Source organism: Candidatus Cryosericum terrychapinii (assembly GCF_003570925.1).
Lineage (GTDB): Bacteria > Caldisericota > Caldisericia > Cryosericales > Cryosericaceae > Cryosericum > Cryosericum terrychapinii.
Genome location: NZ_QXIS01000004.1, coordinates 14,940 through 40,166 on the forward strand (window position 1 = coordinate 14,940; position 25,227 = coordinate 40,166).

Sequence of the window (25,227 nt, forward strand, 5' to 3'; positions counted from 1 at the left end):
CCTTACTTGACGATAGCGAGGATGTCGTGCTGAGACAGCACAACGTACTCTTCGTCGTCGAGTTTGATTTCGTTGCCGCTGTACTTGGAATAGAAAACCTTGTCACCTTTCTTGACCTCAAGGGGAATCCTGGTGCCGTTGTCCAGCATAACGCCGGAGCCAACTGCCATGACGGTGCCCTGCTGAGGTTTTTCCTTGGCGCTGTCAGGCAGAACAATGCCACTCTTCATGGTCTCTTTGGCCATCTCCACTTTAATGACGACGTGATCACCGATTGGTACCAGCTTTGCCATATTGTCATACCTCCTGTACTAGAAAATCTTGATGGATTAGCACTCTCTTTGCATGAGTGCTAAGTCATTATAGGAGGGCATGGTGAGCTGTCAAGTATCGGAAGGGTCTGGCGCGGTACCTCCGAGCCTCCGGACGGGGAGCAAACCGAATACCACATCAGTCTTGTACAAAAGCCGGGTTCCTGCTAAGATGACTACCCGAACATGACCTACGAAACTTGCATAGAGATACCATTCCTGAGCCGGTGCCACCAATCTACTGAGGGCATTGGCATTCTGGTCGGGAGCTGTCTACTGGAGACGCTTGCACAGGGGAACCGCGGCTCACTGGTCGTTGGACTCATCGGTCCCCTGGGCGCCGGCAAGACGGTTCTCACTTGTGCGCTCTCGGTAGCGCTCGGCGTTGATCGGGCAAGCATTGCCAGCCCCACCTTTGTCCTGGAACGGAACTATCTGGGCAAGGAACCGGTGAGGCATTTTGACCTCTATCGCATCGAGGACCCTCGACAACTGGTCGAAATGGGCTTCGAGGAAGAACTGGACAAGCGCGGTGTTACGGTAATCGAGTGGGCTGAACGGTCCGGAAGATTCCTCGAGATGTACGAGCGTATTGAGGTCCACTTCGAAGTCCTGGGCGAAGAAGTCAGACGCATTGTTCTGCGCGATTTCTACCAGCCTTCCATTATTGCGAGGTGTTTCGGTGTCGAGACAGGCGTTTCTTCTCATTAACACGGCCACCGTTTCTGGGATCGTTGGCCTTGCGCGGGGAGATGAAGTACTGGCACAGGCTTCACTGCAGTTGGCGACTGCGTCCAATACTGTCGTGGCTGCGGTCGACCGCGTCCTTGTAGAGGCAAGATGCACGCTCGATGACGTGAGGAGCATCGTGCTGGTCAAGGGTCCTGGAACCTTTACGGGGTCGCGGGTTGGCGCAAGCATTGCCAAAGCAATCGCCTACGCGACTCCCTGCTCGCTCGTCTCAGTCACCACGCTGGAAGCGGTTGCCTGGAGTGGCTTTCTGACGAGCACACCAAATGTGACTGGCGGTCCCGTGTGGGCGCTTCTGGATGCTCGGCGTCACGAGTTCTATGTGCAGGAGTTTGCCGTCCGTGGTGGGGCGGTCGTGTCTCAAGCGGATGCAGTGTGCATGGGACCGGGAGCTTTCGATGCTGTCCGTGACGTGGGCGGGCTTGCTGTCTGCGCCTTCTCGCCTGCTGCAGTTCCTGAGAGCCAGCGCCCGCAAGAATATGAGAACGTGGCGTGGTCGTTCAACGAGTATCCGAGCTGCGCAGGTATCCTTGCGGCTTCGGCCGGTGCTTGCAATGAAGACCCGTTCACACTTGAGCCGCTGTACCTCCGCAGCACGGAGGAACTGTTCGATCACCCGAAGGCGGCGTTGTGACGTCCGCGCCGTCAATCATAGTCCGGGCGGCGAGTGTCCGGGATCTCAAGGCTATTTGGGCGATCGAGGAAGCGTCCTATGCGGCGCCCTGGCCCAAAGAGACCTTTTTCGTGGACATTACGTTCAATGCAGATGCAAAGTACTTCGTCGCTACAGTCGATAAACGCATCGTCGGATTCATCGGCGGCTGGTTCAAGGAAGGACAGTTGCACATCGTCAATGTCGCTACCCACCCTTCCTCTCGCGGATCTGGCGTGGCAAAGCAGCTCGTTCTGTTTCTCCTCGACCTGGCAAGGGATCTCAAGATGGAGAGCGCTTTCCTTGAGGTCCGGAGGTCCAATGTCGCAGCTCAGAAGCTCTATGAGGGGCTGGGTTTTGGAGTGACGGATCTGCGACCGATGTACTATCCTGACAACATGGAAGACGGGCTGGTCATGAGAAAGGAGCTACGCAGTGCGCATACTGGGGATTGAAACGTCCTGCGACGACACGGCTGCAGCTGTTGTAGATGATACGGGTCTGGTCCTGTCGTCGGTTGTTTCGAGTCAGGATTCGTTCCATCGGAAGTATGACGGCATTGTTCCGGAAATTGCTTCTCGCAGACATACCGCGACGATTATCGCCTCTGTAGATGAAGCTCTGCTTCAGGCAGGCATGCGGATCAGGGACGTAGACGGAATTGCCGTCACCTACGGACCCGGGTTGATTGGTTCTCTTCTTGTAGGCGTAGAAACGGCAAAGGGGCTTGCATATGCCAGTGGAAAACCTCTGATCCCCGTGAATCATCTGGAGGGCCATGTGATGGCGTCATTCCTCCATGATTCAGGAAGCGACCTGCAGCCGCTGACGGGGGGCGACTTTCCGTTGCTGGCGCTGATTGTATCCGGAGGGCACACGGAGCTGGTTTATGCTGACCGATGGCTTCATTATCGAGTTCTGGGTACAACGCGCGACGATGCGGCAGGGGAGACGCTGGACAAGTTCGCGAAGTATCTGGGACTTGGTTATCCGGGAGGGCCGGTGGTCCAGAAGATTGGCGCAACCGGGGATCCCTCGTACCACTCTTTTCCAAGAGTGACGTTCAGCCGGGAAGGGTATGAGTTCAGTTTCAGTGGCCTCAAGACTGCCGGCATCAACTATGTGAAGTCGTTGACATCGGAGGAACTCAAAGCTCATCTCTCTGACATCGTGGCAAGTTTTGAGTCTGCGGTCGTCGGTGAGCTCGCAGGGAAATCATTGCGGGCGGCCCGCGACCTCTCCCCCCGCACCCTCACGGTCGTGGGCGGTGTTGCCGCAAACAAGCGGTTGAGAGATAGCTTCGCGAGAGCTGGGGATGTCCGGGTCTACTTCCCACCGATGAAGTATTGTACGGACAATGGCGCGATGATCGCCTACGCTGGGACACGGCGGGCCATGCTGGATGTACGGGCGGCCATCGATCTTGATGCATGCTCCTCACTGGGAATAGAGGACAGTTCGCTGAACACTTGACGGAAGGCAGTGGCATCCGGGCCGGGATGCCGTAACATCTACGCAATTGCACCAAGGTCTGGGTTGCCGATAATGGAATTGATGTGCATGCCACACGTTTGAAACGGAGGCGGGAAATGGACATTCGCGAAGAAGGGAGACCGTTCAGCGCGAAAGGCACGAGCGGTGTTGGTTGTCTCGTCATGCAGGGATTCACGGGGACAGTGGGGAGTATTCGCTACTATGCGGAGCAGCTCGCGGCAAAAGGGCTCTCCGTTGAGGCTCCACGCCTGACAGGTCATGGGACGCAGTGGCAAGATGTCAACAAGGCTCGCTACACAGACTGGATTCGTGACGCCGAACAGGCGTATCAGTTGCTGGCCAGCCAGTGTGACAAGGTATTCGTCACCGGACTCTCGATGGGCGGAACGCTTGTCCTGTATCTTGCAGAGCATCATCCAGAGATTTCCGGCGTCATCCCCGTCAACGCACCTGTCTTCATGACCGACAAGCGTGCGCCTTTTCTGCCCATCCTCAAGCATCTGATAGCATCGACGCCGGCGATCGCGTCTGACATCATGGAACCCGGTATCATCGAACCCGCGTACGACAGGACGCCGACCGCAGGCGCTCACGAGATGGTGAAGCTGCTCGGAGTCACGCGCAGGGACCTGAGACTCATTGCCCAACCCTTACTCGTCATGCGTTCAACGCACGATCATGTCGTCCCCCACGAGTGCGGTCCGTTTATCATGGAGCATACCGCTTCCACAGACAAGGAGATGGTTGTTCTCGAGAGATCAGCCCATGTCGTGACAATGGACTATGACAAGGATGGTGTGGTTGACAGTGCGTGGAAATTCATCCAGCGACTCTCGCACTGAACACGGACGAGGGAAGAGACAATCGTAGAAGAAGAAAAGCGGATGGCTTGGTAGCCATCCGCTGTGTCATTTTGCCATCTGCATACATGGTAGACCCAGCGAGTCTAGACTGGAACCTGCTGCTTGCCGATTTGAGGAAGTTGAGCGTCATAGTAGAGAATGAGGAGGAAGAGAACACCGCAGACGAGAAGCCGGCTGCTCCGACTGTCCGACAGAAACAGCCGGTGAGCAACCATTCGAGGCTCTAGCCGTCCCGGACAAGACTAACCTGTAGTCTCCGGAACTACTCCTGTGGGTGGCCCTATGTACTTCTGCAATTGCCTGCCGGGGAGAGACGTCGGTTCCCAGTCTTGGTCGTGTCTCTTGGGGAACAAGGTCACTAGGCTGGCCACGAATGTGGCGATGACCGTCGATGCAAGGATGTGCTCAGTAGTTGTTCCGCTATGACCCGCCTTTGACTGGTCTTGGAGGTAGTCCTTGGGATTCCGGACGGGGCGAGAGTAGGCGGTGGAGATAGGGGCGAACAGGCGGTCTTACGGTCCGTCCGCTAGACTGCTGTTCAGGCTCGTGTTGGAGACTGTAACCGGACTGAGCAGAGGCGCAGGATGCAGTTGACTGGCCAATCGTGCGTGTCAGAGGTTCAGGAAGGTCAGAATGGTCAGCTTGTTCTCGGTGGGTAGGCGCCCGTCCTGAGTCAGAGAAGCACTTGGGGACACTAGATGAGTTTGCAGAGCTGGTGCAGCGGTGGCTCGACATCGGATTCGACAACCGAAGGGCACGCACGACATAGGCCAGTTGCAGTGACATCATGATTTCCCGACCTGTCTGTTAGGCAGGAAGCAGGGCGGTTCCTCGTGAGAGGAGCCGCCCTTGTCCATGTTCAACCCAATAGCTCGCTTCCTAGGGTTCCCGGAACACGAAAGAGATCCCATTGGACTCAATCTGTCTCGGGAGGTATTAGATGGTAATGTCCCTGAAGTCTCCGATTCAAACGTCCATTCATCCTGGTACGCACACGCCCTCAGGGCATACGCCTGTCGACAGCGGTACAGAAGGCCACCGAGTGGACTCCGAGCCGTACAATACCAGAGGGGGTGAGAGACACCAATCAGACAGGGTCATCTCAGACGGCCGCTCCATCTTGTGGCACGCATGCCATCGTTTTCATCTTGGCATTTGTACCCCACGGACCGTCCAGTGAAGCCCCTCCACTTCAAACCTGAGAGCAAGCAGCTTCCTCCCACTTCTGATAGTGGAATCCAATATGGACCAAGCTACACGTCACATGGTGGATGAGGGCCATGGAGACTGACACAAACCCTGAACGAACCCAAGGGAGACACTTCGCGTCATATGTAGGAAGGGTGCAGTCACTTGTGGCGGACAGAAACGCCGTCATGTCATCGAATAGCGGACTTCACTTTGCTTCACTGATGTACCAGGGGAGGGGTGTAGCCCCCGGACATACGCTGCAATGATTCTACGTCACAACCAGTTGCCCCTACCTACGACGGGGCTCATCCGTGGACTCCCCGAATGGGTGCAAATGACGTCAACAGACGTGCCCTTCTCCATAGGAAAGACAATTGTAAGGGTGCTCCAGGCACAGCATCTCAATTCACGTCTTGACTGCGCATGAATAGCCAACCATGATCCAAGGCGAGACCCCCTCACACTTGCGGTTGGCGACCATGGGGCCCGATCGCCGAAGCGCTCTCATCAGCCGCCAACGTGGTCCTAGCCAGCAGGGAAGATGACTTGAAGAAGAGTCAAGCACGCTTCTATAGCTCGAACAGTATCTTCTGTGCGAAGGGTATCTTCTGGGAGCTCATACTCAGTTCATCAACCCCCAACCCCACAAGAGTTGGAATTGCCTCCGCATCTCCCGCAAGCTCCCCACAGACTCCGGTCCATTTGCCTCTCCTGTGAGATGCATCCACAGTCATCTTGACAAGACCGAGAACCGCGGAGTTTTGCGGCTGATAGAGATACGAGAGGTTCTCATTTGTTCTGTCAGCAGCAAAGGTGTACTGCACGAGGTCATTTGTGCCAATACTGAAGAAGTCAACATGATCAGCCAGTTCTTCCGCGTTCAGGGCTGCCGACGGGACTTCCACCATAATCCCAACTTCTATGCCCTTGTCAAAGGTTGTTCCGTTTTCTGTCAGTTCCTTCTTCACTTCCTCCAGTACCGCACGGGCCTCTACTATCTCTTCTCTCACCGCGACCATTGGGTACATAATCCGAGCCCTCCCATACGTACTTGCCCTAAGAACTGCCCTCAGTTGAGTCTTGAATAGGTCTCTGTGTTCTAGGCACAAACGTATTCCGCGCACTCCGAGGGAAGGGTTCAGTTCCTTGTCCAGGTTCAAGTAGCGAATCTCCTTGTCTCCCCCGATGTCAAGCGTTCTGATAGTCACGGGTTTGCCGCTGAACTGCTCCAACACAATTCTATACGCTTCGAACTGTTCCTCTTCGCTTGGAGGACAGTCTCTATCGAGGAACAGAAACTCAGTCCTATAGAGGCCCACCCCATCTGCTCCCACCTGCAGAGCCTTCTCCACATCCCTTGGAGAACCGATATTCGCGGTGACCTCAACCTTCTTGCTACTCCTCCTAGGCCTCGTCAGCGTCGCGTTCTCTCTGAGTGTCGCACTTTCTCGTTCGAGCTCCTCTCGTCTTCTTGCATATGCTCTGATCGTTTCTTCTTCTGGCCCTACGATTACCAGCCCCTGCCTTCCATCGATGATTAGTTCATCCTCATCCCGAATTTCTCGGAGTGCGTTCTTCACTCCTACAACTGCCGGGATTCCCAGGGCTTCGGCCAGGATCGCAGTATGAGACGTGGCCCCCCCCTTCTCGGTCACAAACCCCAGAACACTGCTTCTATCCAAGCGTGCCGTGTCTGATGGGGTCAGGTCACTTGCCACGATTATCGAGGGCTCTAACAGCAGTACAGCACCTGTCTTGGATCTGTGTAGAATAGTCCCCAAGACCCTTTCCGAAACGTCGCGTAGGTCTCCTGCTCTCTCTCTGAGGTATCCATCCTCAAGTTGCTCCAACTGCCGCGCGCTTTCCTCAAAAGACCTCTTGACAGAATACGCAACGCCATAGCCTTCCCGCAGCATTGATTCAATTCTCTCCAGCAGGGTTGGATCTTGAAGGAAGAGGACGTGAGCCTCAAAGATCTTTGCTCCCTTGGGATTAGTTGCCTCCACACGTGCGTACGACTGTCGAATATCGTTTGTTGTCTTCTCTAGTGCATCTCTCAGGGTTTCCAGTTTGTCCTTGAAGGGGAGCTCGTCCTTCGCTTCCGCGACCTCGAGTTCGGCGTATTGGCAGATCTTTGCGGGGCCTACTACTATTCCTGTGGAAGCCCCAACTCCCCTGAGTTCCTTCATTCCTCGTCACCGAACTTGTTTGCAACAAGCTCTGCGAGCGCCTTCATGGCTTCTTGCTCGTCTTCGCCCTCAATCGTGATAGCTACTACTGCTCCATGCCCTGCACCCAAAGTCAAAAGACCGAGTATACTTCTTGCAGAGGCCCTCTTTCTGCCTTTCTCTACAACGATGTCTGACTTGAACTTGCGTGCAGTTGCCACAAAGACCGCTGCAGGACGAGCGTGTAGTCCGACCTTGTTCAGCACTGTGAACTCTCTGACAATCATCTTCTAGTCTCACTGTCCTTCCCGAAAAACCGCCACGCACTACGGACTACTGTCATGGAATCCTCGTAGATTCTCAAGAGCCTTGCCACAGCTTCGGGGTGCCAATGTCATGTGCTCTCTGCTGGCCGAATAGAGAGCCTAGGCAGACTCGAGAACGCCGCTTTCCAGGAACTGCCGTATGCTTTCGGTGTCCCTATGCCTTATCTGCTCCAAGAACTCGGCATTCTCGAAATTCTGCGTGAGCCCAGAGAGGAATCTCAGGTATCGTTCAGGGTCCTTTATCACAAGTAGGAAGATGAGATCCACGGATACATCCTCTGATGGAGCGTCAATTCGCCTGAATCTGATCACGTTGTCCGGAACCCCCATGACAAAGACGCTCTCGTTGACAAGTGCTGGCTCAGTGTGTGGAATTGCGATGTTCACTGAGTTAGCAAGAGCCAGTCCTGTCGGATACTTCTCTTCTCGTAGAAGCAGAGACTCCTTGTATGGTTCCTTGACATAGTCGTGCTCTCTCAATCTGTCTGTTAACGAGGATAGTGCCTCCTCTCTCGTACCCTTGACGTGCAACGTCATCAGCTTCATTTCTTTGGCTCCTACGTGCGAGATTCAGGCTCCTAGGTGTAAAGCCTCTTTGACTTTCTTAATGAAGTCACCAACCCCCACCATCGTCATGAGAGGCAATCCAGACATGACGGGTAGATCTCCTGGTAGCCCTTCTCTGGAGAAGACACTACCGGCAGTGATAACAACCAAGGCAGGCCTCTTGGTCGCAACGTGCCCAGCTACTTCTACTACTCTCATGGTCTCTACCCTTGTCTCGATCTTCTCGGCCTTCAGTAGCTCGGAGAGCCTGCTTCCGACGAGACTCGCCGATGCTGCCGCGTTGCCACATGCTACGTAAATCAAATACTGGTGTCCCACTGTATCCTCTCTGAGCTCCTGGGAGTCACGACTTCTTCGAATACGCACATATGCATTCTTCTCTCTGTTCATCTGTCAGTTCAGGGACTCCGCCAAAAGCGCGACCTGCAACTGCGATTTTTGCAGCTTCCTCCAGTGCTTCTATTCTTGACAAGGCTTCTAGAAGTGTCAGGCCAACGCTGAATGCGCCATGGTTCTTGAGGAGAACAATGTTGGTATTGGCAAATGCATCAGTCAAGCCCTTAATAGACTTCTCTCCCGGTGTTCCGAAGTCAACTGCGACAAGATCACGTATGAGCATTACGTACTCTGAGGTAATGCTTCTTGGTATGTAGCCAGCGGTGACCATCCCAACTGCACTTGCAGGATGCGCATGCAGGATGACCCGAATATCGGGTCTTGCCTTGTAGATGCTCAAATGGTTAATCGTCTCACTGGAGAAGGTCCCCGGGCCAACAGCTCGCCCATCGTCCAAGCCGACCTTGACAATTTGGTCCGGTCTTATCTTCATCTTGTCAATGTGCGTGGGTGTCACCAGAATGAAGTTGTCTTCTCTTGAGACGACACTGGCATTACCGCCCAAGCAAGACACAAGTCCTCTCATGTACAGTCTATTCATGACTTCGCAAAGCTCTTCTCTGTATCTCTGTTCTTCAAACATCCGATCCTCCCAGCTTGCTCTGCTTTTTGCTTCTCCCTGGCGAGTCACTTGTCAGGGAGAAGTGCTACCTGAACCTCTCCACTTTAAGGGTTCTTGCTCCGAACTTCTGCTGCAAGAACTTCAGTTCTGGCATAGACGCAGTCAAGAGCACTGCGACATTCGTGAACCACGAGAAGAGATAGGACAAGATGACTCTGCCCTCATCGCGTACCATTTCGACTTCTACCCTTCTGTAGATCAAGTCCGTATTCACAAGTCCCATGTAGGTGGCAATTTTGCTGCCCCTTTCGAAAGTCATTCTCTGGTGTGCAGTGTTTGCGAGTCGTCTGTACCTAAGTCCTTCGAAGACACCGTCGACAACGTCAAGGGCATCCTTCCCTCTGAGGACATCAGAGCCAAAAGACACGATGAACTTTCGTTCCTTCATCTCTTCCCGCGGTTTCCTGAACCACTGCTACCCTAGCTGAGCGTTGTCACTGCCTAGCTGAGCGTTGTCACTGCCTAGCTGAGCGTTGTCACTGCCTAACTGAGGATTGTCGATGCCTTGCCGCTCTTCCTCCAGTTCCTTCGCCAGTTTCACGGGCTGATCTTTCGCATAGTACCATGCCAAGCACCAGACTACTCCCATTATGATCGGCACAATAGCGAGTGCTGGCTTCCCGGTGGCAAAGGCGATAATCGGCATGACCATGATGTATATCAGAAGATTGGCGCCAACATCAAGCGCGGACAGCAATACCACGCCAACGGGAAAGACATACTTGGCCAAGTGCGCAGCTTCCGTGAGCGGAACAGCAAAACCGTTAGTCATGTAGAGAATGCCCACCAAGCATATCAGACCATTCAGAAGAGTCTTCACGATGTTGCCCTTAGATGCCGCCGCAGCAAACATGACAAAGAAAGGCAGAAGAGCCAGATCTGCCAGTGGTAGGATCTTGTTTCCAGGGAAGAATCCAAGCAGTATTACGACGGGTAGAAGCAAGTAGCCAGCGAAGATTGCAGTTGGATTGCCGAGTCCAATCGGACCTGCATCTATGCCGATAAGGATCTCTCTCCCCGCGAATCCCTTCATCCTTGAGAAGGCCTCGTGAATCCCGTTTGCAATGGGAATTAGCCCTTCCATCAAGACTCCTACCATTCTGCCTTGAAGGAACATTAGTGCTGCCAGGTATATCCCAGCGGTGAATGTCCCTAAGACAGTCTGCCTTCCGAGTATGCCCAGCAGAATGCCCACGTAGAAGCCCAGCATAACTGGCTCACCAAAGACTCCGAACTTCCTTGTCAGTGTCCCAGGGTCTGCCTTCACTCTCTGAAGGGCCGGAATCCTTGAAAAAATCAGCTTCTCAGCTGCAAGGTGTATCGGAGCCCAGTTCACGGACTCTATGTGAGGCAATGAAGTGCCCGGAATCCCGAAGAATTCCTGGGTCAAGGGGGCCGTCCAGTCTGCCAGTTTAAGGACGATAATCTCGATAGCTATGGCTACACCCCAAGCAAGAAACATATTCTTGGTCCACAGATAGACAATGACTGCTGCAAAAGCCCAGTACTTGAAGTTCCAGACGTCTGCATCAAAGGTCTTTGTCAACTTCAGGAGGAGCAATATGATATTCACGACAAAGGCAATAGGAATGACAGCAACGGAGAAGGCTACACCCCATATGATCGCAGCTGCCAAAGGCCAGCCGACGTCCAGCCCCTGCAGGCTTAGCCCAAAGACCTCGACCATTTTGTTCACAACGGGTATAATGGCTCCGAACACTGCCCCCAAGACAGCGTTTATCCCGACGAACGCTACTCCAACAATCAGAGCCGCTCTCGCGCTTTTGCCCACTGATTGCCTGAAGATGAGTGAGAGGACAAACAGAATGATTGGCATAACCACGACAGGCCCTATTGCGAAGACACTGTCTACGAACGTCTTAACTGCATTCACGCTACACCTCCTTGGTCTCGCGTTGGCTGATTCTGTTCACGCACTATGTGGCTTTGGTCCAGCTCGCTGTTCTTCAGTGCCCATCGATGCCTTCTTTAGCCAACCTCACCTCCCTGTCGCGACTTGGCCATTCAACGCCGCGGGCCTCCCCCAGTGATCCCGCACTCCATCGTCGAACGGCAACCAAGCCCACTCTGTTGGGTCGGCCAACCCGGCCGATTGCCTGGCACCACCGCCGTCATCGGAATCCGTATCACGCTCCTGATTGAGAGGATGCCGGTTCGCGCTGAACTGTCAACCAAGATTCTACCAATGCAGAAGCGAAGGATACCGTATTTACTTGACTACAGAGAAATCATCGAAAGATGAGCTTCCTGATCTCTTGAGAGGAACTGCACTGCAGCAGTTCAGCGGCCACCCTACGATCTCCCAGTCTTCGTATCACCTCGTAAGTCTCTTTCCCCCCTCCCTCTGGTGTCAGGACGAACATTGCCACGATTCGCACATCCAGGACCTTCTCTGGATGCCCCATTTCTTTGAACTTCACGGGATGCTCCAGAGTCGCAATTGCCAGCCCTCCCCTGATTGCGAATTCTGACCCAGCATGAGGGATAGCAATAGGGATCTCGGTGTTCATGCCCGTTGGGAATCTGCTTTCTCGTGATAGGACTTCTTTGACGTATCCCTGTTCTGCAAAGCCGCCTTCTATGAGAGCATTTCCGAGGAGTTCTATGATCTCGTGTGACGAACCAACCCTCGTGCCCTGGAAGACAAGCCCATCTCTGAAGATACCCCCATCTCTGAAGATACCCCCATCTCTGAAGATACCCCCATCTCTGAAGATACCCCCATCTCTGAAGATACCCCCATCTCTGAAGATACCCCCATCTCTTGTCCCGCTGTTCAGTACCGCTTTTCCCATGCCCAGTAATCCCTTGATCAGCTTCTGGTCCTCTGCTCTCAGGAAAGGAGAGACAACGACAGAGGGAGTCCTTGTTGCTGGCAACCGCGCCGTAGAGATTATGAGGTCCACTTCTTGAGTGAGTGTCCCATCTTCAAGCTCCCTAATGGAGCCAACTTGAACTACTTCGATGTTGGGGATGTCGGCAGCCAGTCTGTAGCACAATACTCTGGAAGTCGCAATGCCCATCGGGCAGATGACCACAACTCGTCTCTTACTTGGCTGCCTCATTTTCTCCAGAGACGCCGCGATGTACATCGCAATGTAGCCTGTCTCTTCATCAGGGATTCCTAGATGGAATCTGTCCCCAATCATTCTCGAGGCTCCCACTGCAACAGCGTATGCAACGGGGTACTCCTTCTTGACCATTCCGAGTATGGGGTTCTCTATTCTGGCGCCCATTCTGATCTTCGTGACTGCCGATTCGAGATGATGAGCAAGCATTGAGACAAGTTCATTCTTGTTGTCTAGTGACAAACCCAATGACCCACTGGTCAACCGTGCGACTTCCTCTGCGATCTGCCCGAATTGCGAGATTACTGCGGAGTCTCTTGTGTCATCCATATCCTCGGTTCTTGAGCCGACGAACTTCAGCACCAAGTACGAGATCTCGTCGTCGGTGAACCTTAGTTGAGACCGATCCTCGATAGTACGAACACACCTTCTTATGACCGGCGAGATTGGGTCGGAGAGGATTCCAGCAACTCTCTTCGCCTCAAGGCGCACTCCGTGGCCTCCCTGTATGCGCGTAATCGATACTGCAATAGAGACCGCTAGGCTCAGCAGATCCTCTCGGGAAAATCTCTTCCCGGAAAGCGTTTGAACCTCATCCAGGAAGCCCCTGATTGAATCCAGGTCTGTACTCTCGAGAACTCCAGGCAGGGCAACTCCCGGGTTTCGTTGCGCGAACGCCAAAGCCGTAGCCTGGAAATCGAATTGTAGGAACTTCTTGATGGATTCTATTGTGGCGTCTCTTATGTCTTCTTCGTCTCCCTGGATGTAATAGCCAAAACCAGGTCTTGCGAATACCTCGATTCGCCTTCCTGAAAGCCACTCCTCGACTTGACGTATGTACTTGAGCGCGGTGGGTCTGGAGATGCCAAGCATTCCGCACAGATCCTCAATCGTCGGGATTCTCTCTGCAGAAAGGAAACTCCCTGCTATGGACCAGATTCTCCTTCTTCTGGAAAGAACTCGATTCCGCAGGGTGTCAAGCTTCTTCTTGAGCTTGTCCATGTCTTCGGGAGAGCCACTTATTCCTAGGCCCAACCTTGGCTTGACTTGGAGCGACAACCCATATTCCCCTAGGAAGTCCTTCAAGTGAGGGAGGTCCTTTCTGAGAGTGTTGATACTCACATCAATATCCTGAGATACTCGGGACGCGGAAACTGGATACTTCTGTGCAAGAAGGTAGAGAATGACTTCTATGTGCCTACCTTTCACTCCGACCATAGTCAAGAATATACCACATTTGGCGAGTTCGGGTACGGGCTCGTTGATTCCTTCGAACAGGACTATGCCGGATCTGCCAACTCGTGTGAGAGGCCGCTTGCGGCATAACGGCACGCTGCCGACCCGCAGGTCAGAAGAAGATGCTGAACACTCGGCCCGTCATGACCACAGCACGGGAGCATCTTGAAGCACGGAGGACTGGGGACATCTCCAGAAGGGCCAACATCCGTGCATCATGACATGCGGCAGCATCACAGCATCCCCAGCGAGTCGCGACTTGATGGTTTATGTAGATGCTCATATTGGACACAGCATCTCCAGGGGGCTCTCTGCTTCGCCTCGAAGCTCATCCTTTAGTATCGCCGGGCATCACACAGGGATGAGCCTTACGACCCTCGAGGCATGCAAGAAGGTTCTGCAGGACATTATCCACGAACGCATGTCGTTGAACGAGTAGCACTTGCCGCGGCGAGCGCCCGGCAAAGGAGTGAAACAATCGTGGGACAAGCAGATCTTGTGATTCTCCATGACGGATTGGCTGCACAGGCTCTCGACATACTCTCCAAACCGGCCATCTCCTATCCGTTTGCAGTGCCGGCCGCCGCGGATGAGTTGGTCAAAGACCTCAAAGGACATCCCCATGCGTACGTCATTGCTTGCATGATGGACCGACAGGTCAACGCAGAGAAGGCGTGGGGAATACCCTTTGAGTTGCAGAGACAGGAACGGCTGGGTTCGTTCGAGTTCTCGTTTCTCCTCCAGCAGTCGGAGGAGAGACTGGAGTATGCCATGCTGCATCCACGCCCCCTCCACCGATTCAATGCTCTCATGGCCACGAGTATGTACGCAGCTATTCACCGCATCAACGACGAATACGACGGAAACGCCAGGGCAATCTGGGCCGGACGACCGTCAAGTCGGGTCCTGGTACACCGCTTCCTCGAGTTCCGTGGCATGGGCCCCAAGATTGCTAACATGGCTGTAAACATACTGTACCGTGACCTTCGTGTGGAGCTTGCTGACTGCTCTTCAATCGACATTTCGGCTGACGTTCAGGTCACGCGGGTCTACGCCAGGATGGGGTTCGTTCCACAGGACGCTTCCATTGAAGATGTCATCTATCACGCGCGGGAGATGTACCCGGAGTACCCGGGAATCTATGGCCTGATTCTATGGGATCTCGGCCGCACGAAATGCAGACCACAGAACCCAGCATGTACGAGTTGCGAGTGGGCCGCGCATTGTGCCTACGCAAAAGGCGACCATACATCGCTGGCATAGGGGAGGACAGGCATGAGACTTGTCATTATTGGATGCGGCAAGAGCAAAATCTGGGGGAAGAAACACGCTGAGGCGGGTCCACACAAGGCGGAAGATGTCTACACCAGCTCGTATGCCACGGTCAAGAGGAAGTATGCTCAAAGCCAAGGGTGCGATGGGATGATTCTGTCGGCCAAGTACGGTTTCATTCGCCCTGATTTCATCATCCCAAACGCCTATAACGTGACCTTCGACGACCCGTCCACTTGCCCGATATCTGTGCCGGAGCTGAAGCAGCAAGTGCAAGAGCAGGGACTCGGTCGATATGATGAGATTACGGTTGTCGGAGGCAGCAAGTACATTGAGAGAACTAGAGAGGCTTTCTAAGGTATGAGAGTGAAGATTGACACTCCCTTCGCGGGCTATCGTAACGGTCAGCAAATGGCAATGATGAACGGTACAAAGCGTGGAGAGGGCACTGGTCGATGAGGAGGGTCCAAGACAGTAACGCTGCAACATGCTGTTTCACGCCATCGAGCGAGGACAGATGCACAACCAGCGGCTACGGTTAATACGGAAACACTCTGCGAGGCGTTGAGGCAAATCTTCAATGACTCAAGGGCCAGCTTCGTGGATGTTACGTCAGGCGAGTTGCACCGCTTGGTGGGTGGATATCCCAAAAGGAATCACAAGATGCCTATCTGCTGTGATGTCATGAGGAAGGCCATGCAACCAGGTGACAAGGCAATGGCCAGCCCGCCAAAAGGGAGAGGGGCGACACTCACGATCCGGTACGTCTTGCCGAGGTAGAGCGCGTGCTGCAGGTCAGACTGAGCGCGGGGACTCAGCATCCGGATCTTCTTTGACCGGATCGGCGCACTGGCGGCCAGACGGGGGACAGGCCACGAAGGCCCCGCGGCAGACATAGATACACTCCCCTACTGCGAGCCACATCCGACTGAACGTGAGCTCCAGGTTGACGGCTATCCTGTGCTACCCCACCAGGTTCTTCTTGCGGGATTCGTCCGTATCGACTGAGAGGAATGAATCCCACAGATCTGTTGCATCCCCTTGTTGCTCTCCGGCAGCCCGATTCCAGATTACTCTATGCTTCGTCCCTCGTAGTTCCTCGCCTCGGCTGCCCGCTCTGCATTCGGGGCGAATGAGCATTTCGATGTCTACCTCGCTGGCTTCAGCTTTCCGACGGATCCCCTGGGTTCCTTGCCCTTCTTGGGTTTCGTCTTTGGCACGAAAAGATGTGCGATGAATCTCCCATTCTGGTCGCGGCCCAGAACCTGCTTTTCTACGCCCTCTGCGCCCGACTTCTTTGGCGACAGAAGCACATAAGGTTGCCGTATCCCTATGTAGGGCACCGAAGAAGACTTCTTCGTGTGCCCCGGGCGTCCGACTCCACTCTTACAGGCATATACGTTCACCGATGAAGCGGCACTAGGAGTACTAATGATGACGTAGTTCTTGTGATCCGTCTGAAGACTCAACGAATTGCTGAGGCGACTCTCTGTGGCGTCGAGGAACTCCTTGACCGTCCGAAAAAGGCTTGGCTTCTCGCTTGAGGGAGTCCTCGGAGTCTTCTGGGACGCGCTCGCACTCGAGCCTCTCTCCTTGATCGATACCTGCAGCTCCACATTGCATGCTTCAGAGTACTCCAGGATCTTCCGCCAGGTCCCGGAGTACCCAGGGCTCTCCATTCTGGACACCTGAGCCTGACTTGACCCTAGACGATCTGCGACATTCTCCTGCGTGAGACCGCTCAACTTGCGCAAATAGGATAGCAGGCGCGACATCTCGATCTGCCCATCCAGAGTCAGGTTGTGCTCGGCTCTCACAGGATCTGTCTCGCGAGCTCGCTCGAGTTCCGCGTCGTGCTGTTTGGAGAACTCGATCCAACTTCTCTTCTCGTCGGAACGACTATGCTGAATGTCGCGTGAATCGTTCATGTCACACCCCTTACTTCCAGTTCAGCTTGAACTGCTTCAAATTGGACTCGGCAGCCAAGGCATTGCCTCCAGCGGGTCTCGCCAGATATATACAGATGACCTCTCTGGTCTTGATGTCTGTCCAGAAGAAGCCCTCCCAAGTCTCGCCGTGCTCAGTGAAAGCGTATCCCTGGAAATTCGCCGAGAAAGTTCCGTCCAAGAGGACTGCGAATCCCTGCGGGATGTCGCCGTCCTCAGCTAGTGCCTCTCCAATCTGGAAGAACTTGTCCTCAATCTTGCAGGACTCCTTGCGTTCAGAGGCCCTTATCTCGAGCACTGTGTCCTTGATGTATTGAGGGCACCAGAAACCAGAATCGACGCCAATCGGCACACACCCTCCTTATATCAAAATTGTCGTAATTGTCAAGATTGACTCTCGCTTTCTTATATCAATCGTTGCCCAGTTCTACCCGGTCACCTCAACACGTTAGACGTCAGGTCAATTCCCTGACCAACTTCTGTTGCCACTGCTTCAGGATGTCCAGCACGCGGGCCCTCTGCGCCAACACGCTGTCCCGGACATCTGTATCCAAGGCCGGGTGTGGATCGTTTCCGTCATGCCTGATCAAAGCGACGACGTTCATCAGCTTCAGCTGGTTGTGTTTGTCATCAAGAAAGGCCGTCACGTCGGCCAATATTGCATTGTGAAAGTCGCGCAGTTCTTTGGCCGTGACTGTGCCGCGGGGGCCGAACAGGACCAAATACTGCTCGAGTTTCCTGTGCAGCGAATCGAAACTACGATTCGTGATCATCCATTGCTCCATCGTCAGGCGGATAGAGATCTCGTCAACCTGCGAACCGACACCGAAGAGGTTCCTCGCGAGCACGGCGGGATCGGCGACCCAGTCGAGCCAATCGACGTACAAGTCAGCAGCGGCCGTGGTTTCGGAGAGTGCGCGCGCTTCGGTCTGGAGACGGATGGTAGTACGTTGCAGTTTGGACTCGAGAAGGAACGCAAGGAAGGCTCCGATGAAGGCGCCACTTAGCGCTGCAATCAACGCCGGCCACACTTCTGCCCACACTCTGGTGCTAGAGAACGTCGACAGCTCTATAACGGCGTCTCGGAGCGACTTCAGACTGGAGACGATGTTCACGATATTGACACCATCGTTCATGTTAGACTGCACCTCCCTCGTGGAAAGAGTGACACGTTCACCTTGGCCAGGTGTAGATCGGGGTCAAGTTGCGTGATGAGGCAGGACTCTGTGCTTGTGCCAGCGCCACTCCCTGCTGCAACGCTCCAGTTCATCGATCCCATTTGCCATGTGCTGGACACTCCTAGAACGACCCCGTAGCCGTAGGTGACTGAATAGGCAATCACATCATCAAGAAAAGTTGCAGCCCCCAGTTCTGCCGTCACAGCTTCACTACAAGGCGACCTGAGATATCACTGGCTCTCGAGACAGCATTGCCCGCAAATCTGCCAGACCACTGAGACCAAGAGCCTCCTCGATGGCAGAGTCCAGGGACGACCTCACCTCATCTTGGACTATCTGCGGAAGTGTCAGTAAGCTCTGATCTGCCATGCGGTCGCACGCATCACTCAAGATGAGCTTCTGCTTCTGGTTCAGTTTCCTGATATCCAGGACGGGTGTCAGTTCCAGCATTGGCTTCTTGAAGGACACCCAAGGTCCACGAGTCTCCTCGCGAAACGTCAATAGAGAGACTATTCCAAGCGTGCTGTTGAGCCACGTCACGAGGCACTTGGCGAGAACGTCTTCTTGGTCTCCACGCAACACCATGGGCCACCATACATTGGAGAGAGCAGGTCGATCCAGCAGGACACAGACTACTCGAGTTGTGTACAGCCAAATCCTCTCGGACATCATCAGCCGGCCAGAACGAGGCCATATGTCCGAAGCTGCCCGTAGTTTTCGGCCGCTCGCGGGCGCTGAGAGAGGCTCGAGGTAGGCATTCGGACGCGAAACCATCGAGACATTGGTATCAGTCTTATGCCCCCAGAAAGCCGGATACTCCGTTTCGTGGCTTGCGAGGCGGAATGCATCGTGTACATCCCTTCTGTCTGGACCTAATAACGCAATATCGCCCATCGGACACAGCGGAACGCTGGCATCCGTTGTCGACTTGGGCAGACACACGTGGCCATTGATGAGAGAATGTGCCACTCGTGTCAGTTCTGACTGAGCAAATGAACACGGAAGCAACCATGTTGGCAGGCCTACCAACTCTCTTGATGCTATGGAGACGCATTGTCCAACGTCCCTGCCCCCAACAATGAGCGTTCCAGAACCCTGGCCCTGCCCTAGGTTGGCCGGTCTCGTTCTCTCAAGTGCGTTGGCGACGCCAAGGGCTTCCAGGCCGGTACGGGGATTGCGCCACAGGTTGACGCAGACGACGTCGCCTTGCTGTCCGTTCTCCTCTTGACGCCTCTTGCGTGCGACGAGCATGACCTCGCTGAGGTCAGTGTTCTCGGAGAAGTTCCACCGCTCAGGATCATGGCTAACAATGAGCGTTTCGAGCTCGTACTTCCGTGCCAGCAGTTGTCTCGTCCGTGACCAGGCAATACCAGACAACAAGGCCTTTGGAAGAACGAGAGCCATCCGTCCACCTTCTTTTACGGCCTTGTCTCCCAATGCTACAAAAACAGATCCCAGTCCAGCTGTACTGTTGAAGAGAGAGCCCGAACGCTGCGAGATCTCCCTCAACTTCCTCTGCATCTCGCTACGTTGAGAGGCGGGGAGGCTCCCAAACAAGAGGTTTCCACCGGCACTGCGAGTGAAAGGAGGATTCATGACGCAGAGGTCGAGTGTGGGTCTTGTAACCACTTCCCGACTGACATCGCCACCACCTCCAACAACCTCGGCTGAACTGGCGCGTGGTGAGGCGGCAGAGACGGCAAACAGGTCAAGGCTGTACTCGATTTCTGGTCGCTCCAGAAACTCGATGCTTCCGAGCCTAGCATCTTCCCCTGCATTGTCGGATCCGAGGGGAAGGCAGTACAGGTGTGTCTTGTTGAAAGAGACGTCAGGAGAACGAAGTGCAAGCGTGGAGGCTGTCAGGTGTAGCGCTGAGGGAACCACGTCGTATCCGTAGAGTGTGTTCTCTATGAGATTCCGGTGCAGATGCCCCAGTCGCGGCATAATGCCCGATACTCCACAGGCTTCGACGAAGTTGTCAACTATCGACTCGGCGGCAGCCATGAGAAGCGTCCCTGTGCCAACCGCGAAATCGCCGACGCGGAACTCAGGGTCTCCGTCAAGGGTGCTCCAATTGACTCCCCAAATCGCAGGCCGGAGTGCCGTCTTCAACAGCAGCGTCGCTGCAGGTATTGAGGTGTAGTAGGTTCCTAGGTACTTTGCTTGCAATAGGAGTCGGTGGAAGATTCTTCCCATCAGATCGTGCCTGAGCGCAGCCCTCTCTCCAACGATCTCAAGAGCTTTCTTCCCCATGGAGCGGATTGCCTCGGACACATCGTTGTTTGCTGGCAAGTCACGCAGCAGATCTCTCGAGACTGCGAAGATCGGCTTGTAGTCGATGCTGTCAAGAATGTAGGTCCAGTGGTCAACTAGTGCCGAAGGCAGGTCTGGACCATCAATCAGACTGCGCAGGGGTTTAACCCTCTCGTCTTGCTCAGAGAGTACCTCCTGAAAGATCATCGCATTTGCGATAGTCAATCCAGCTATCTTGGCGATTGACTCGTTCCGACCAAACGAACTCGCCGAAGCCACCCTACTCCTCCCGCTCGTTCCTGCTGTCTGGAGGCTCCCCAATCCCGAGGGTGCGAGCACACCTTTCCAGAACCGCTTGGTGGGGGAGGACAGAGCGTGCAAACCTCGCAATCCCATCCTCGAGAACAACCACAGCACGGACAACGACATCCTCTTTCACGAGATCCTCAAAGGCTCGGTGGAAGAGACTTTGTAGGAAATCGATGTTGCCTGTCTGCCAGACAGCTGGTTCGTCAGGAAGAGCATTGACTTCAGTCACGACGCAGACACGGAAATCGGCGGTCTTGAGAGCCTTTCCCAGCTCCTTCAGGCTACCAACTGTCCGGAGACTCGCCGGATAGATCAAACCGACAGCAATGTGAGCTAGACCCACTTCAACTCGCTGGCGTGCGTTTTGCTCTACCTCGCGCATGGCGTTGGCTTTGTCGTCAACTTTCCCTTCAATCACTACTCCTAACCCGTTGAATCGCAGGAATACGTCGGGCATGTTCCTGCGTGCATGAAGCGAGAATATTGTCTCGGGAAGCGTGACTTCGCCCCGTTCAGCAAGCAAACGGGCAAGCTCGACGTTCAGAACTTCCTCTCGAAATCCCGTATCTCCCATAATTCACACCCCAACGCCTTTCTTGTGCTGCTAGCACGCAGTGACAACACACTACCACGAGTCACAGTCTTCGCAAGATCCCGCGATGTGGACACGGCAGAGGTGACGAGTCGCCCCTGGGCGGCCGCGGGGTTGCCAGCGCCGACATGTCATGCCCGTCCCATCTGGACCTACTCCTGTACCCAATGATCTGCCAGACTGTGAGTGCACTGCGAACTGTTGCTGTGTTCTGGCAATCTACTGAAGCTTGGCCCATGAAGGCCGCTTCAGCGGTTGTCGCAAGTCCTCTCGCTGCTAACTGAATAGCCTCTCCCCGAGACGCATCGCGACCATCGGGGGCCGGCCGCTGTTCAGTCCGAGGCTTTGCTGCAGTGTTGCTGCTGAGAGAGGCTGTGGCCTCGGCAGTTCTCGGTGCGACACGAATGCAACGAGACCGTCTACACCTTGGACGTCCTTCCTAGGGACGCGATCTAACCCCATCCACTCGACCTGAACCACGGTCTGAACGAGCAACATAGGGATTCTGACCATGGCTGGTCAATGCCTAGTACTGGAGGTAGGCCGATGTCTCTGTCCGAGAGGAACATCGTTTCTTGAATCTATAGCCCTTCTGTACCAGACTACTCCCGGAAGACGAAATGTCTGTTGGAAGGGCGAGATGTCCTGGCTTAAGGGTTTGTTTGGAAACATGCAACATTCAATGGGAGGGGCCATATCATGGTTTCGAAGAAGTGACGTTCTGGGAGGAGTGGAGGGGGCAAGAAGGCCGCGCAAGACGAGCCGAATACACCCAGGCAATTGTTGCAGGCGGAGGCTCAGCTTTTCTTCAGTACCTTGAGCAGAGTCGTCGCTCTTTGTATCGCAATCGGAGCCATGGTAACAGCACCATCAACTTCTTCATCATAGTCGCAGGCGTTTCGCCAATTGCGTAGCATCTCCAAGTCAGCAGCCACGCAGGACATGCCATGCTTGGTGAATTGCTTCCGGACCCCGTCATGGTCACGAAAGCTATTCCCGGGAGTGAGTCCGTACCTATCCATGGCGTAGAGCTTGCACTCACAGAAGGCTGCATAGTATGCTTTGCTGGTCGCTGCCCGTACACACGCCTCAGCCACCTCCGCATCATCACTATTGACAAGCTGGTCCGCCAGTTTCAGGAAGTCACTCCAGGAAAAGGGCATCGTACTCACTCTATGGGCGCAAAATCAGTGGAGACGAGGAGAAACCCTGCGTTGCTCTCGAAGAGAGCGTTGCAGAGCGACCCAACCCTATCGACGAGGTCCATGAAGTCTGCGCTGCAGGCTTATCTGGAGTGAGGCGGCGGCGCGATGGTCTTCATGTAGCATTGGAGGCTCAGCGTCCCATGGAGAGATGCCGGAGCCTTGGTCTGATGCTTGTCGACGGGTCATCCGGCGGCATCCGTGAACACGCGAGGCTATTTCCCGGGTTCCAGCTACGACATTGGGTGTCGCGTCCGAGAAGAGAGGTATGCCCGAAACACGACTCGGCGCGACATCTGCAGTTGAGTCGCGCCATCTGCGAATCATCTGCCACATTCTCCCCAACAACTTTTCTGTCGCGTTGGCTGTCCAGAGAGCCAGCAATAAACATAGGTGCTTGCTCTTCCGCCTAGGGGAGAGTCTCCTTGTCAACGTACACTCATGCGAGGAGGCAAAGTCGCGACATTTCGTGGCTGCAAGCCCGCATAGTTGCTTGGGGCAGTGGAAACGCCACGACACAGCGCTCCCGTCATGCCAGCTTCATGTCATAGGCAGGTAGGCCCTATCACTGCCTGGGCGAATCACCTAGTTTCTTCGCTGGACTCGAAGAATCGATGCAACCAGTCCCGAATAGGGCTCAAGCGAATCGTCCAATACGCGTAGGTTGAAAGTGTCTACGCCTCCTGTTTGACTGTCAAGGGACATGTTGAATGCCTCCACGCTCGCAAAGGCATGCGGTCGGGAATCCTTATGTTCTACTACGATTACATCTCCAGCTGGAACCCCCATGACTTCCGCTGATGCTTGCGCCTTTACGATGAGGCCAGGACCTACCACGGTCGAACCATCATATGTCACATCGATTATGTTCTTCTCGCTCAGAGCGGCGAGCTTCGAAGTAGCGAACTGCTGATACAGCAATTGCAGAGCGGTTTTGATTTGAGCTCTGAGACACAGCTCTCCAAAGGAGAACAGTGTCACCAGTCCTTCTGCATCTCTCTTTCTTCCCCTCTCAACAGTGTCACGCAGGTCGCTGGGGGCATCATCGACGCCAGCCTTGCCTATGTTCATCTCCACTCCGTTTATGGTCCTCACAATAAGGTCCAATTCACCAACGAACATTGTTCTTGGGAGATCTGCCACGCTCCGCGCGACAATCTTCGCGGGTACGTCCTGCACGATGGCTTCAGCAAGTTCACGGATCGCATCGCGCAACGATTGGTCAAGTGGTCGTGCCGCAGCCCACCAATTTGGATCTGCTCCGTAGTATGGACTTACTGTCGATGCCAGGTCTAGCCGGCCCCTGAAGACATCGCTAGCCACGTTCTTGACAATCCAGTTCAATAGCTTGTGTGCTGTTGCCAACGCTCCAAGTTGGCCATCTGAGAGACCTGGGATTCGGATGTCAGTGTGTGCCTCCATGAAGACCTGACGCTGAAAGTGCACTTCAAGATAACCTAGGAATTGCTTGTACCGACGCTGCGCCATATAGGACAGTGGTACTGTCGCGACATTGTCGGGTGGGCTCGCGGTCTCAAGCTGCTTCAGCACATCGAAAACGCCGTTTCGCAATTCCGTTCCCTTGACTATGTCGCAAACTTGGAATGCCACGGTCTTCACGCTACTCATGCCTATCTCCTATTCTTGTGAGGTGTGCTTCATGCCCGTGGTGGCCTGACATGGTCGCGTACGGTGCTAGATCTTGATGGCCTTGGGCTGTTCCCGCTCTGAGCCAAACTCGACCGAGTATCCCAATAGCTGGTTGAGTACGAGGTTTGGAAACGTCCTTCTGGTAACGTCGACGCACTTTGCGAAGACAAGCCTCTCGCCGGTGAAATCTGTCTTCACAAATGGATTCCAAAGCTCTGGGTGGTATCTGCTCAGGAAGCTAAGAGCAAAGGAAGTCATATAGAGCAAGATTTCCTGGATTGGAGCGGGATTGGCGTGCGTAGGTCCATGCCCTGTGCATAGAAAGAGAGATCCAGACACGGCTCGCAATGTAATGTCTGATCCACTGGATCTCCTGTACAGTACGATGCGGTGGCCACCCATGTTGACATCCTGAGGATCCAGATAGGCACTGGACAAGCCGGGAATTGCGTCCAGGGCTTCGGGCAACTGCGGGTATCTCTCGAGCAGTTCTGGCTCCACGCGATCGACGACAACGCGCCCATCCGTGCCCCTCGCAACAGGAATCAAACCCGGGAAAGATGCCCTATAGAAACCGTAGTACTCGTCATACAGGTCGGGTATACGTGCAAACAGCTCGCTCAATGTCCAATCGCCCAATCGACTGATATCCAGTTGTGGACAAAGGAGGTGGCCGAAGACTGACAATGCTCCTGTAGCACTCGCACTGGGGCAGATCGTGACATCTGCAAGATGTTCCGGTGGCCGATCCTTCGGGATCGGCAACATGGACATACCGTGTCCCTCGACTTCTAGGAGACTCCCAGCCATCATCTGGCACGCACCAGACAAGAGATTTGCCATGCCATAGTAGACGAGAAGCGGCGATGTGTAGAGCGAAGACGCGCTCGATGTGTGAAAGTACTCATATGCTTGCGAGAAAGCACCTGCAATGGCCGCTGGCAAGCTCTCTGGGCCACTGTGCCTTCTCCTCGACAGCTCCTTGGCAACGTTCAACTCATAGGAATACTGCATTAGCATTTCCCACTGTGTAGTTTCAGGATGCTCAGAGTAGACGGTTCGTTCGTCCATACTGCCCCCTTCAGCGTCAGTTACCAAGACAGCCGTGGTGTCACTTACTTTACTAGTGTAGCATCGTTAGGGAATTCCAGCCATGGAAG

General features: G+C 54.4%; 25 protein-coding genes. 7 read left to right on the top strand and 18 right to left on the bottom strand.

What is annotated here, in order from left to right:
* Nucleotides 1–2 precede the first annotated feature (2 nt).
* Entirely contained in the window at nt 3–293 is a 291-nt protein-coding gene (groES, locus tag SMC7_RS00590; RefSeq protein WP_119088447.1) for a co-chaperone GroES, read from the bottom strand.
* Between the two features lie 204 nt (nt 294–497).
* Here groES and tsaE point away from each other — a divergent pair, with 204 nt between their 5' ends.
* The 5 genes from tsaE to SMC7_RS00615 all read left to right on the top strand — a co-directional run bounded on the left by tsaE (nt 498) and on the right by SMC7_RS00615 (nt 4,049).
* On the top strand, nt 498–1,022 hold the full coding sequence (tsaE, locus tag SMC7_RS00595; RefSeq protein WP_119088448.1) for a tRNA (adenosine(37)-N6)-threonylcarbamoyltransferase complex ATPase subunit type 1 TsaE: 525 nt from the start codon (nt 498–500) through the stop codon (nt 1,020–1,022).
* Nucleotides 994–1,695, top strand: coding sequence for a tRNA (adenosine(37)-N6)-threonylcarbamoyltransferase complex dimerization subunit type 1 TsaB (tsaB, locus tag SMC7_RS00600; protein WP_165845020.1), 702 nt, complete (start codon nt 994–996; stop codon nt 1,693–1,695). Before tsaE ends, tsaB begins: the two co-directional genes overlap by 29 nt.
* Nucleotides 1,692–2,168: a ribosomal protein S18-alanine N-acetyltransferase gene (gene rimI, locus SMC7_RS00605; protein WP_119088450.1), complete on the top strand. Its 477-nt coding sequence runs from the start codon at nt 1,692–1,694 to the stop codon at nt 2,166–2,168. The genes tsaB and rimI overlap by 4 nt, the downstream gene beginning before the upstream one ends.
* A complete protein-coding gene (tsaD, locus tag SMC7_RS00610; protein ID WP_119088451.1) occupies nt 2,149–3,186 on the top strand; it encodes a tRNA (adenosine(37)-N6)-threonylcarbamoyltransferase complex transferase subunit TsaD in 1,038 nt (345 codons plus the stop codon). The genes rimI and tsaD overlap by 20 nt, the downstream gene beginning before the upstream one ends.
* A gap of 116 nt (nt 3,187–3,302) precedes the next feature.
* Nucleotides 3,303–4,049 (top strand): alpha/beta hydrolase, encoded by a 747-nt coding sequence (locus tag SMC7_RS00615; protein WP_119088452.1) that lies wholly within the window; start codon nt 3,303–3,305, stop codon nt 4,047–4,049.
* A 1,781-nt stretch (nt 4,050–5,830) separates the two neighbouring features.
* On the opposite strand, the gene ptsP is transcribed toward SMC7_RS00615, so the two are convergent.
* The 8 genes from ptsP to SMC7_RS00655 form a co-directional block, all read right to left on the bottom strand.
* Complete coding sequence (gene ptsP / locus SMC7_RS00620; RefSeq protein WP_119088453.1) at nt 5,831–7,450, bottom strand: phosphoenolpyruvate--protein phosphotransferase; 1,620 nt, start codon at nt 7,448–7,450, stop codon at nt 5,831–5,833.
* Nucleotides 7,447–7,716, bottom strand: coding sequence for an HPr family phosphocarrier protein (locus SMC7_RS00625; RefSeq protein WP_119088454.1), 270 nt, complete (start codon nt 7,714–7,716; stop codon nt 7,447–7,449). The genes ptsP and SMC7_RS00625 overlap by 4 nt, the downstream gene beginning before the upstream one ends.
* 138 nt (nt 7,717–7,854) lie before the next feature.
* Nucleotides 7,855–8,301 (bottom strand): PTS sugar transporter subunit IIA, encoded by a 447-nt coding sequence (locus SMC7_RS00630; protein ID WP_119088455.1) that lies wholly within the window; start codon nt 8,299–8,301, stop codon nt 7,855–7,857.
* A 24-nt stretch (nt 8,302–8,325) separates the two neighbouring features.
* Nucleotides 8,326–8,712 carry a hypothetical protein gene (locus SMC7_RS00635; RefSeq protein WP_126850681.1) on the bottom strand — a complete coding sequence of 129 codons (387 nt, stop codon included), beginning with the start codon at nt 8,710–8,712 and terminating at the stop codon, nt 8,326–8,328.
* Complete coding sequence (locus SMC7_RS00640) at nt 8,666–9,301, bottom strand: class II aldolase/adducin family protein (protein WP_119088457.1); 636 nt, start codon at nt 9,299–9,301, stop codon at nt 8,666–8,668. The genes SMC7_RS00635 and SMC7_RS00640 overlap by 47 nt, the downstream gene beginning before the upstream one ends.
* 64 nt (nt 9,302–9,365) lie before the next feature.
* Nucleotides 9,366–9,728, bottom strand: a complete 363-nt coding sequence (locus SMC7_RS00645; protein ID WP_119088458.1) for a hypothetical protein — start codon at nt 9,726–9,728, stop codon at nt 9,366–9,368.
* Between the two features lie 27 nt (nt 9,729–9,755).
* Entirely contained in the window at nt 9,756–11,234 is a 1,479-nt protein-coding gene (locus SMC7_RS00650) for a PTS transporter subunit IIC (protein WP_119088459.1), read from the bottom strand.
* Between the two features lie 355 nt (nt 11,235–11,589).
* Nucleotides 11,590–13,647 (bottom strand): BglG family transcription antiterminator, encoded by a 2,058-nt coding sequence (locus SMC7_RS00655; protein ID WP_119088460.1) that lies wholly within the window; start codon nt 13,645–13,647, stop codon nt 11,590–11,592.
* Nucleotides 13,648–14,145: 498 nt separating this feature from the next.
* Between SMC7_RS00655 and SMC7_RS00660 the strand changes: the two genes are divergently transcribed.
* A complete protein-coding gene (locus SMC7_RS00660; RefSeq protein WP_119088461.1) occupies nt 14,146–14,928 on the top strand; it encodes an iron-sulfur cluster loop in 783 nt (260 codons plus the stop codon).
* A gap of 12 nt (nt 14,929–14,940) precedes the next feature.
* On the top strand, nt 14,941–15,294 hold the full coding sequence (locus tag SMC7_RS00665) for a DUF6884 domain-containing protein (protein ID WP_119088462.1): 354 nt from the start codon (nt 14,941–14,943) through the stop codon (nt 15,292–15,294).
* A gap of 299 nt (nt 15,295–15,593) precedes the next feature.
* On the opposite strand, the gene SMC7_RS07300 is transcribed toward SMC7_RS00665, so the two are convergent.
* The 9 genes from SMC7_RS07300 to SMC7_RS00715 all read right to left on the bottom strand — a co-directional run bounded on the left by SMC7_RS07300 (nt 15,594) and on the right by SMC7_RS00715 (nt 25,138).
* Nucleotides 15,594–15,758, bottom strand: coding sequence for a hypothetical protein (locus SMC7_RS07300; RefSeq protein WP_207798671.1), 165 nt, complete (start codon nt 15,756–15,758; stop codon nt 15,594–15,596).
* Nucleotides 15,759–16,085: 327 nt separating this feature from the next.
* The gene (locus tag SMC7_RS00675; protein WP_119088464.1) at nt 16,086–16,865 is read right to left on the bottom strand and encodes a helix-turn-helix domain-containing protein; all 780 of its coding nucleotides are present in this window, start codon (nt 16,863–16,865) and stop codon (nt 16,086–16,088) included.
* Between the two features lie 10 nt (nt 16,866–16,875).
* Nucleotides 16,876–17,235, bottom strand: coding sequence for a hypothetical protein (locus tag SMC7_RS00680; RefSeq protein ID WP_119088465.1), 360 nt, complete (start codon nt 17,233–17,235; stop codon nt 16,876–16,878).
* Nucleotides 17,236–17,338: 103 nt separating this feature from the next.
* Entirely contained in the window at nt 17,339–18,019 is a 681-nt protein-coding gene (locus SMC7_RS00685) for a hypothetical protein (protein WP_119088466.1), read from the bottom strand.
* 252 nt (nt 18,020–18,271) lie between these two features.
* Nucleotides 18,272–20,593 carry a hypothetical protein gene (locus SMC7_RS00690; RefSeq protein ID WP_119088467.1) on the bottom strand — a complete coding sequence of 774 codons (2,322 nt, stop codon included), beginning with the start codon at nt 20,591–20,593 and terminating at the stop codon, nt 18,272–18,274.
* 1 nt (nt 20,594) lies between these two features.
* A complete protein-coding gene (locus tag SMC7_RS00695) occupies nt 20,595–21,197 on the bottom strand; it encodes a hypothetical protein (protein ID WP_119088468.1) in 603 nt (200 codons plus the stop codon).
* Between the two features lie 815 nt (nt 21,198–22,012).
* Nucleotides 22,013–22,378 (bottom strand): hypothetical protein, encoded by a 366-nt coding sequence (locus SMC7_RS00705; protein WP_119088470.1) that lies wholly within the window; start codon nt 22,376–22,378, stop codon nt 22,013–22,015.
* A 624-nt stretch (nt 22,379–23,002) separates the two neighbouring features.
* Nucleotides 23,003–24,046 (bottom strand): hypothetical protein, encoded by a 1,044-nt coding sequence (locus SMC7_RS00710; RefSeq protein WP_119088471.1) that lies wholly within the window; start codon nt 24,044–24,046, stop codon nt 23,003–23,005.
* Nucleotides 24,047–24,112: 66 nt separating this feature from the next.
* The gene (locus SMC7_RS00715) at nt 24,113–25,138 is read right to left on the bottom strand and encodes a YaaC family protein (RefSeq protein WP_119088472.1); all 1,026 of its coding nucleotides are present in this window, start codon (nt 25,136–25,138) and stop codon (nt 24,113–24,115) included.
* Between the last annotated feature and the right edge of the window lie 89 nt (nt 25,139–25,227).

Coding starts and splice junctions, on each gene's coding strand:
- SMC7_RS00685 (WP_119088466.1), bottom strand. CDS start 18,019: ATGAACGATGGTGTCAATATCGTGAACATCGTCTCCAGTCTGAAGTCG.
- SMC7_RS00710 (WP_119088471.1), bottom strand. CDS start 24,046: ATGAGTAGCGTGAAGACCGTGGCATTCCAAGTTTGCGACATAGTCAAG.
- tsaE (WP_119088448.1), top strand. CDS start 498: ATGACCTACGAAACTTGCATAGAGATACCATTCCTGAGCCGGTGCCAC.
- SMC7_RS00655 (WP_119088460.1), bottom strand. CDS start 13,647: ATGGTCGGAGTGAAAGGTAGGCACATAGAAGTCATTCTCTACCTTCTT.
- SMC7_RS00665 (WP_119088462.1), top strand. CDS start 14,941: ATGAGACTTGTCATTATTGGATGCGGCAAGAGCAAAATCTGGGGGAAG.
- SMC7_RS07300 (WP_207798671.1), bottom strand. CDS start 15,758: ATGCTGAGTCCCCGCGCTCAGTCTGACCTGCAGCACGCGCTCTACCTC.
- SMC7_RS00675 (WP_119088464.1), bottom strand. CDS start 16,865: ATGAACGATTCACGCGACATTCAGCATAGTCGTTCCGACGAGAAGAGA.
- ptsP (WP_119088453.1), bottom strand. CDS start 7,450: ATGAAGGAACTCAGGGGAGTTGGGGCTTCCACAGGAATAGTAGTAGGC.
- SMC7_RS00635 (WP_126850681.1), bottom strand. CDS start 8,712: ATGAACAGAGAGAAGAATGCATATGTGCGTATTCGAAGAAGTCGTGAC.
- SMC7_RS00695 (WP_119088468.1), bottom strand. CDS start 21,197: ATGGGAGATACGGGATTTCGAGAGGAAGTTCTGAACGTCGAGCTTGCC.
- SMC7_RS00615 (WP_119088452.1), top strand. CDS start 3,303: ATGGACATTCGCGAAGAAGGGAGACCGTTCAGCGCGAAAGGCACGAGC.
- groES (WP_119088447.1), bottom strand. CDS start 293: ATGGCAAAGCTGGTACCAATCGGTGATCACGTCGTCATTAAAGTGGAG.
- SMC7_RS00625 (WP_119088454.1), bottom strand. CDS start 7,716: ATGATTGTCAGAGAGTTCACAGTGCTGAACAAGGTCGGACTACACGCT.
- SMC7_RS00715 (WP_119088472.1), bottom strand. CDS start 25,138: ATGGACGAACGAACCGTCTACTCTGAGCATCCTGAAACTACACAGTGG.
- SMC7_RS00640 (WP_119088457.1), bottom strand. CDS start 9,301: ATGTTTGAAGAACAGAGATACAGAGAAGAGCTTTGCGAAGTCATGAAT.
- SMC7_RS00645 (WP_119088458.1), bottom strand. CDS start 9,728: ATGAAGGAACGAAAGTTCATCGTGTCTTTTGGCTCTGATGTCCTCAGA.
- SMC7_RS00705 (WP_119088470.1), bottom strand. CDS start 22,378: ATGCCCTTTTCCTGGAGTGACTTCCTGAAACTGGCGGACCAGCTTGTC.
- SMC7_RS00630 (WP_119088455.1), bottom strand. CDS start 8,301: ATGAAGCTGATGACGTTGCACGTCAAGGGTACGAGAGAGGAGGCACTA.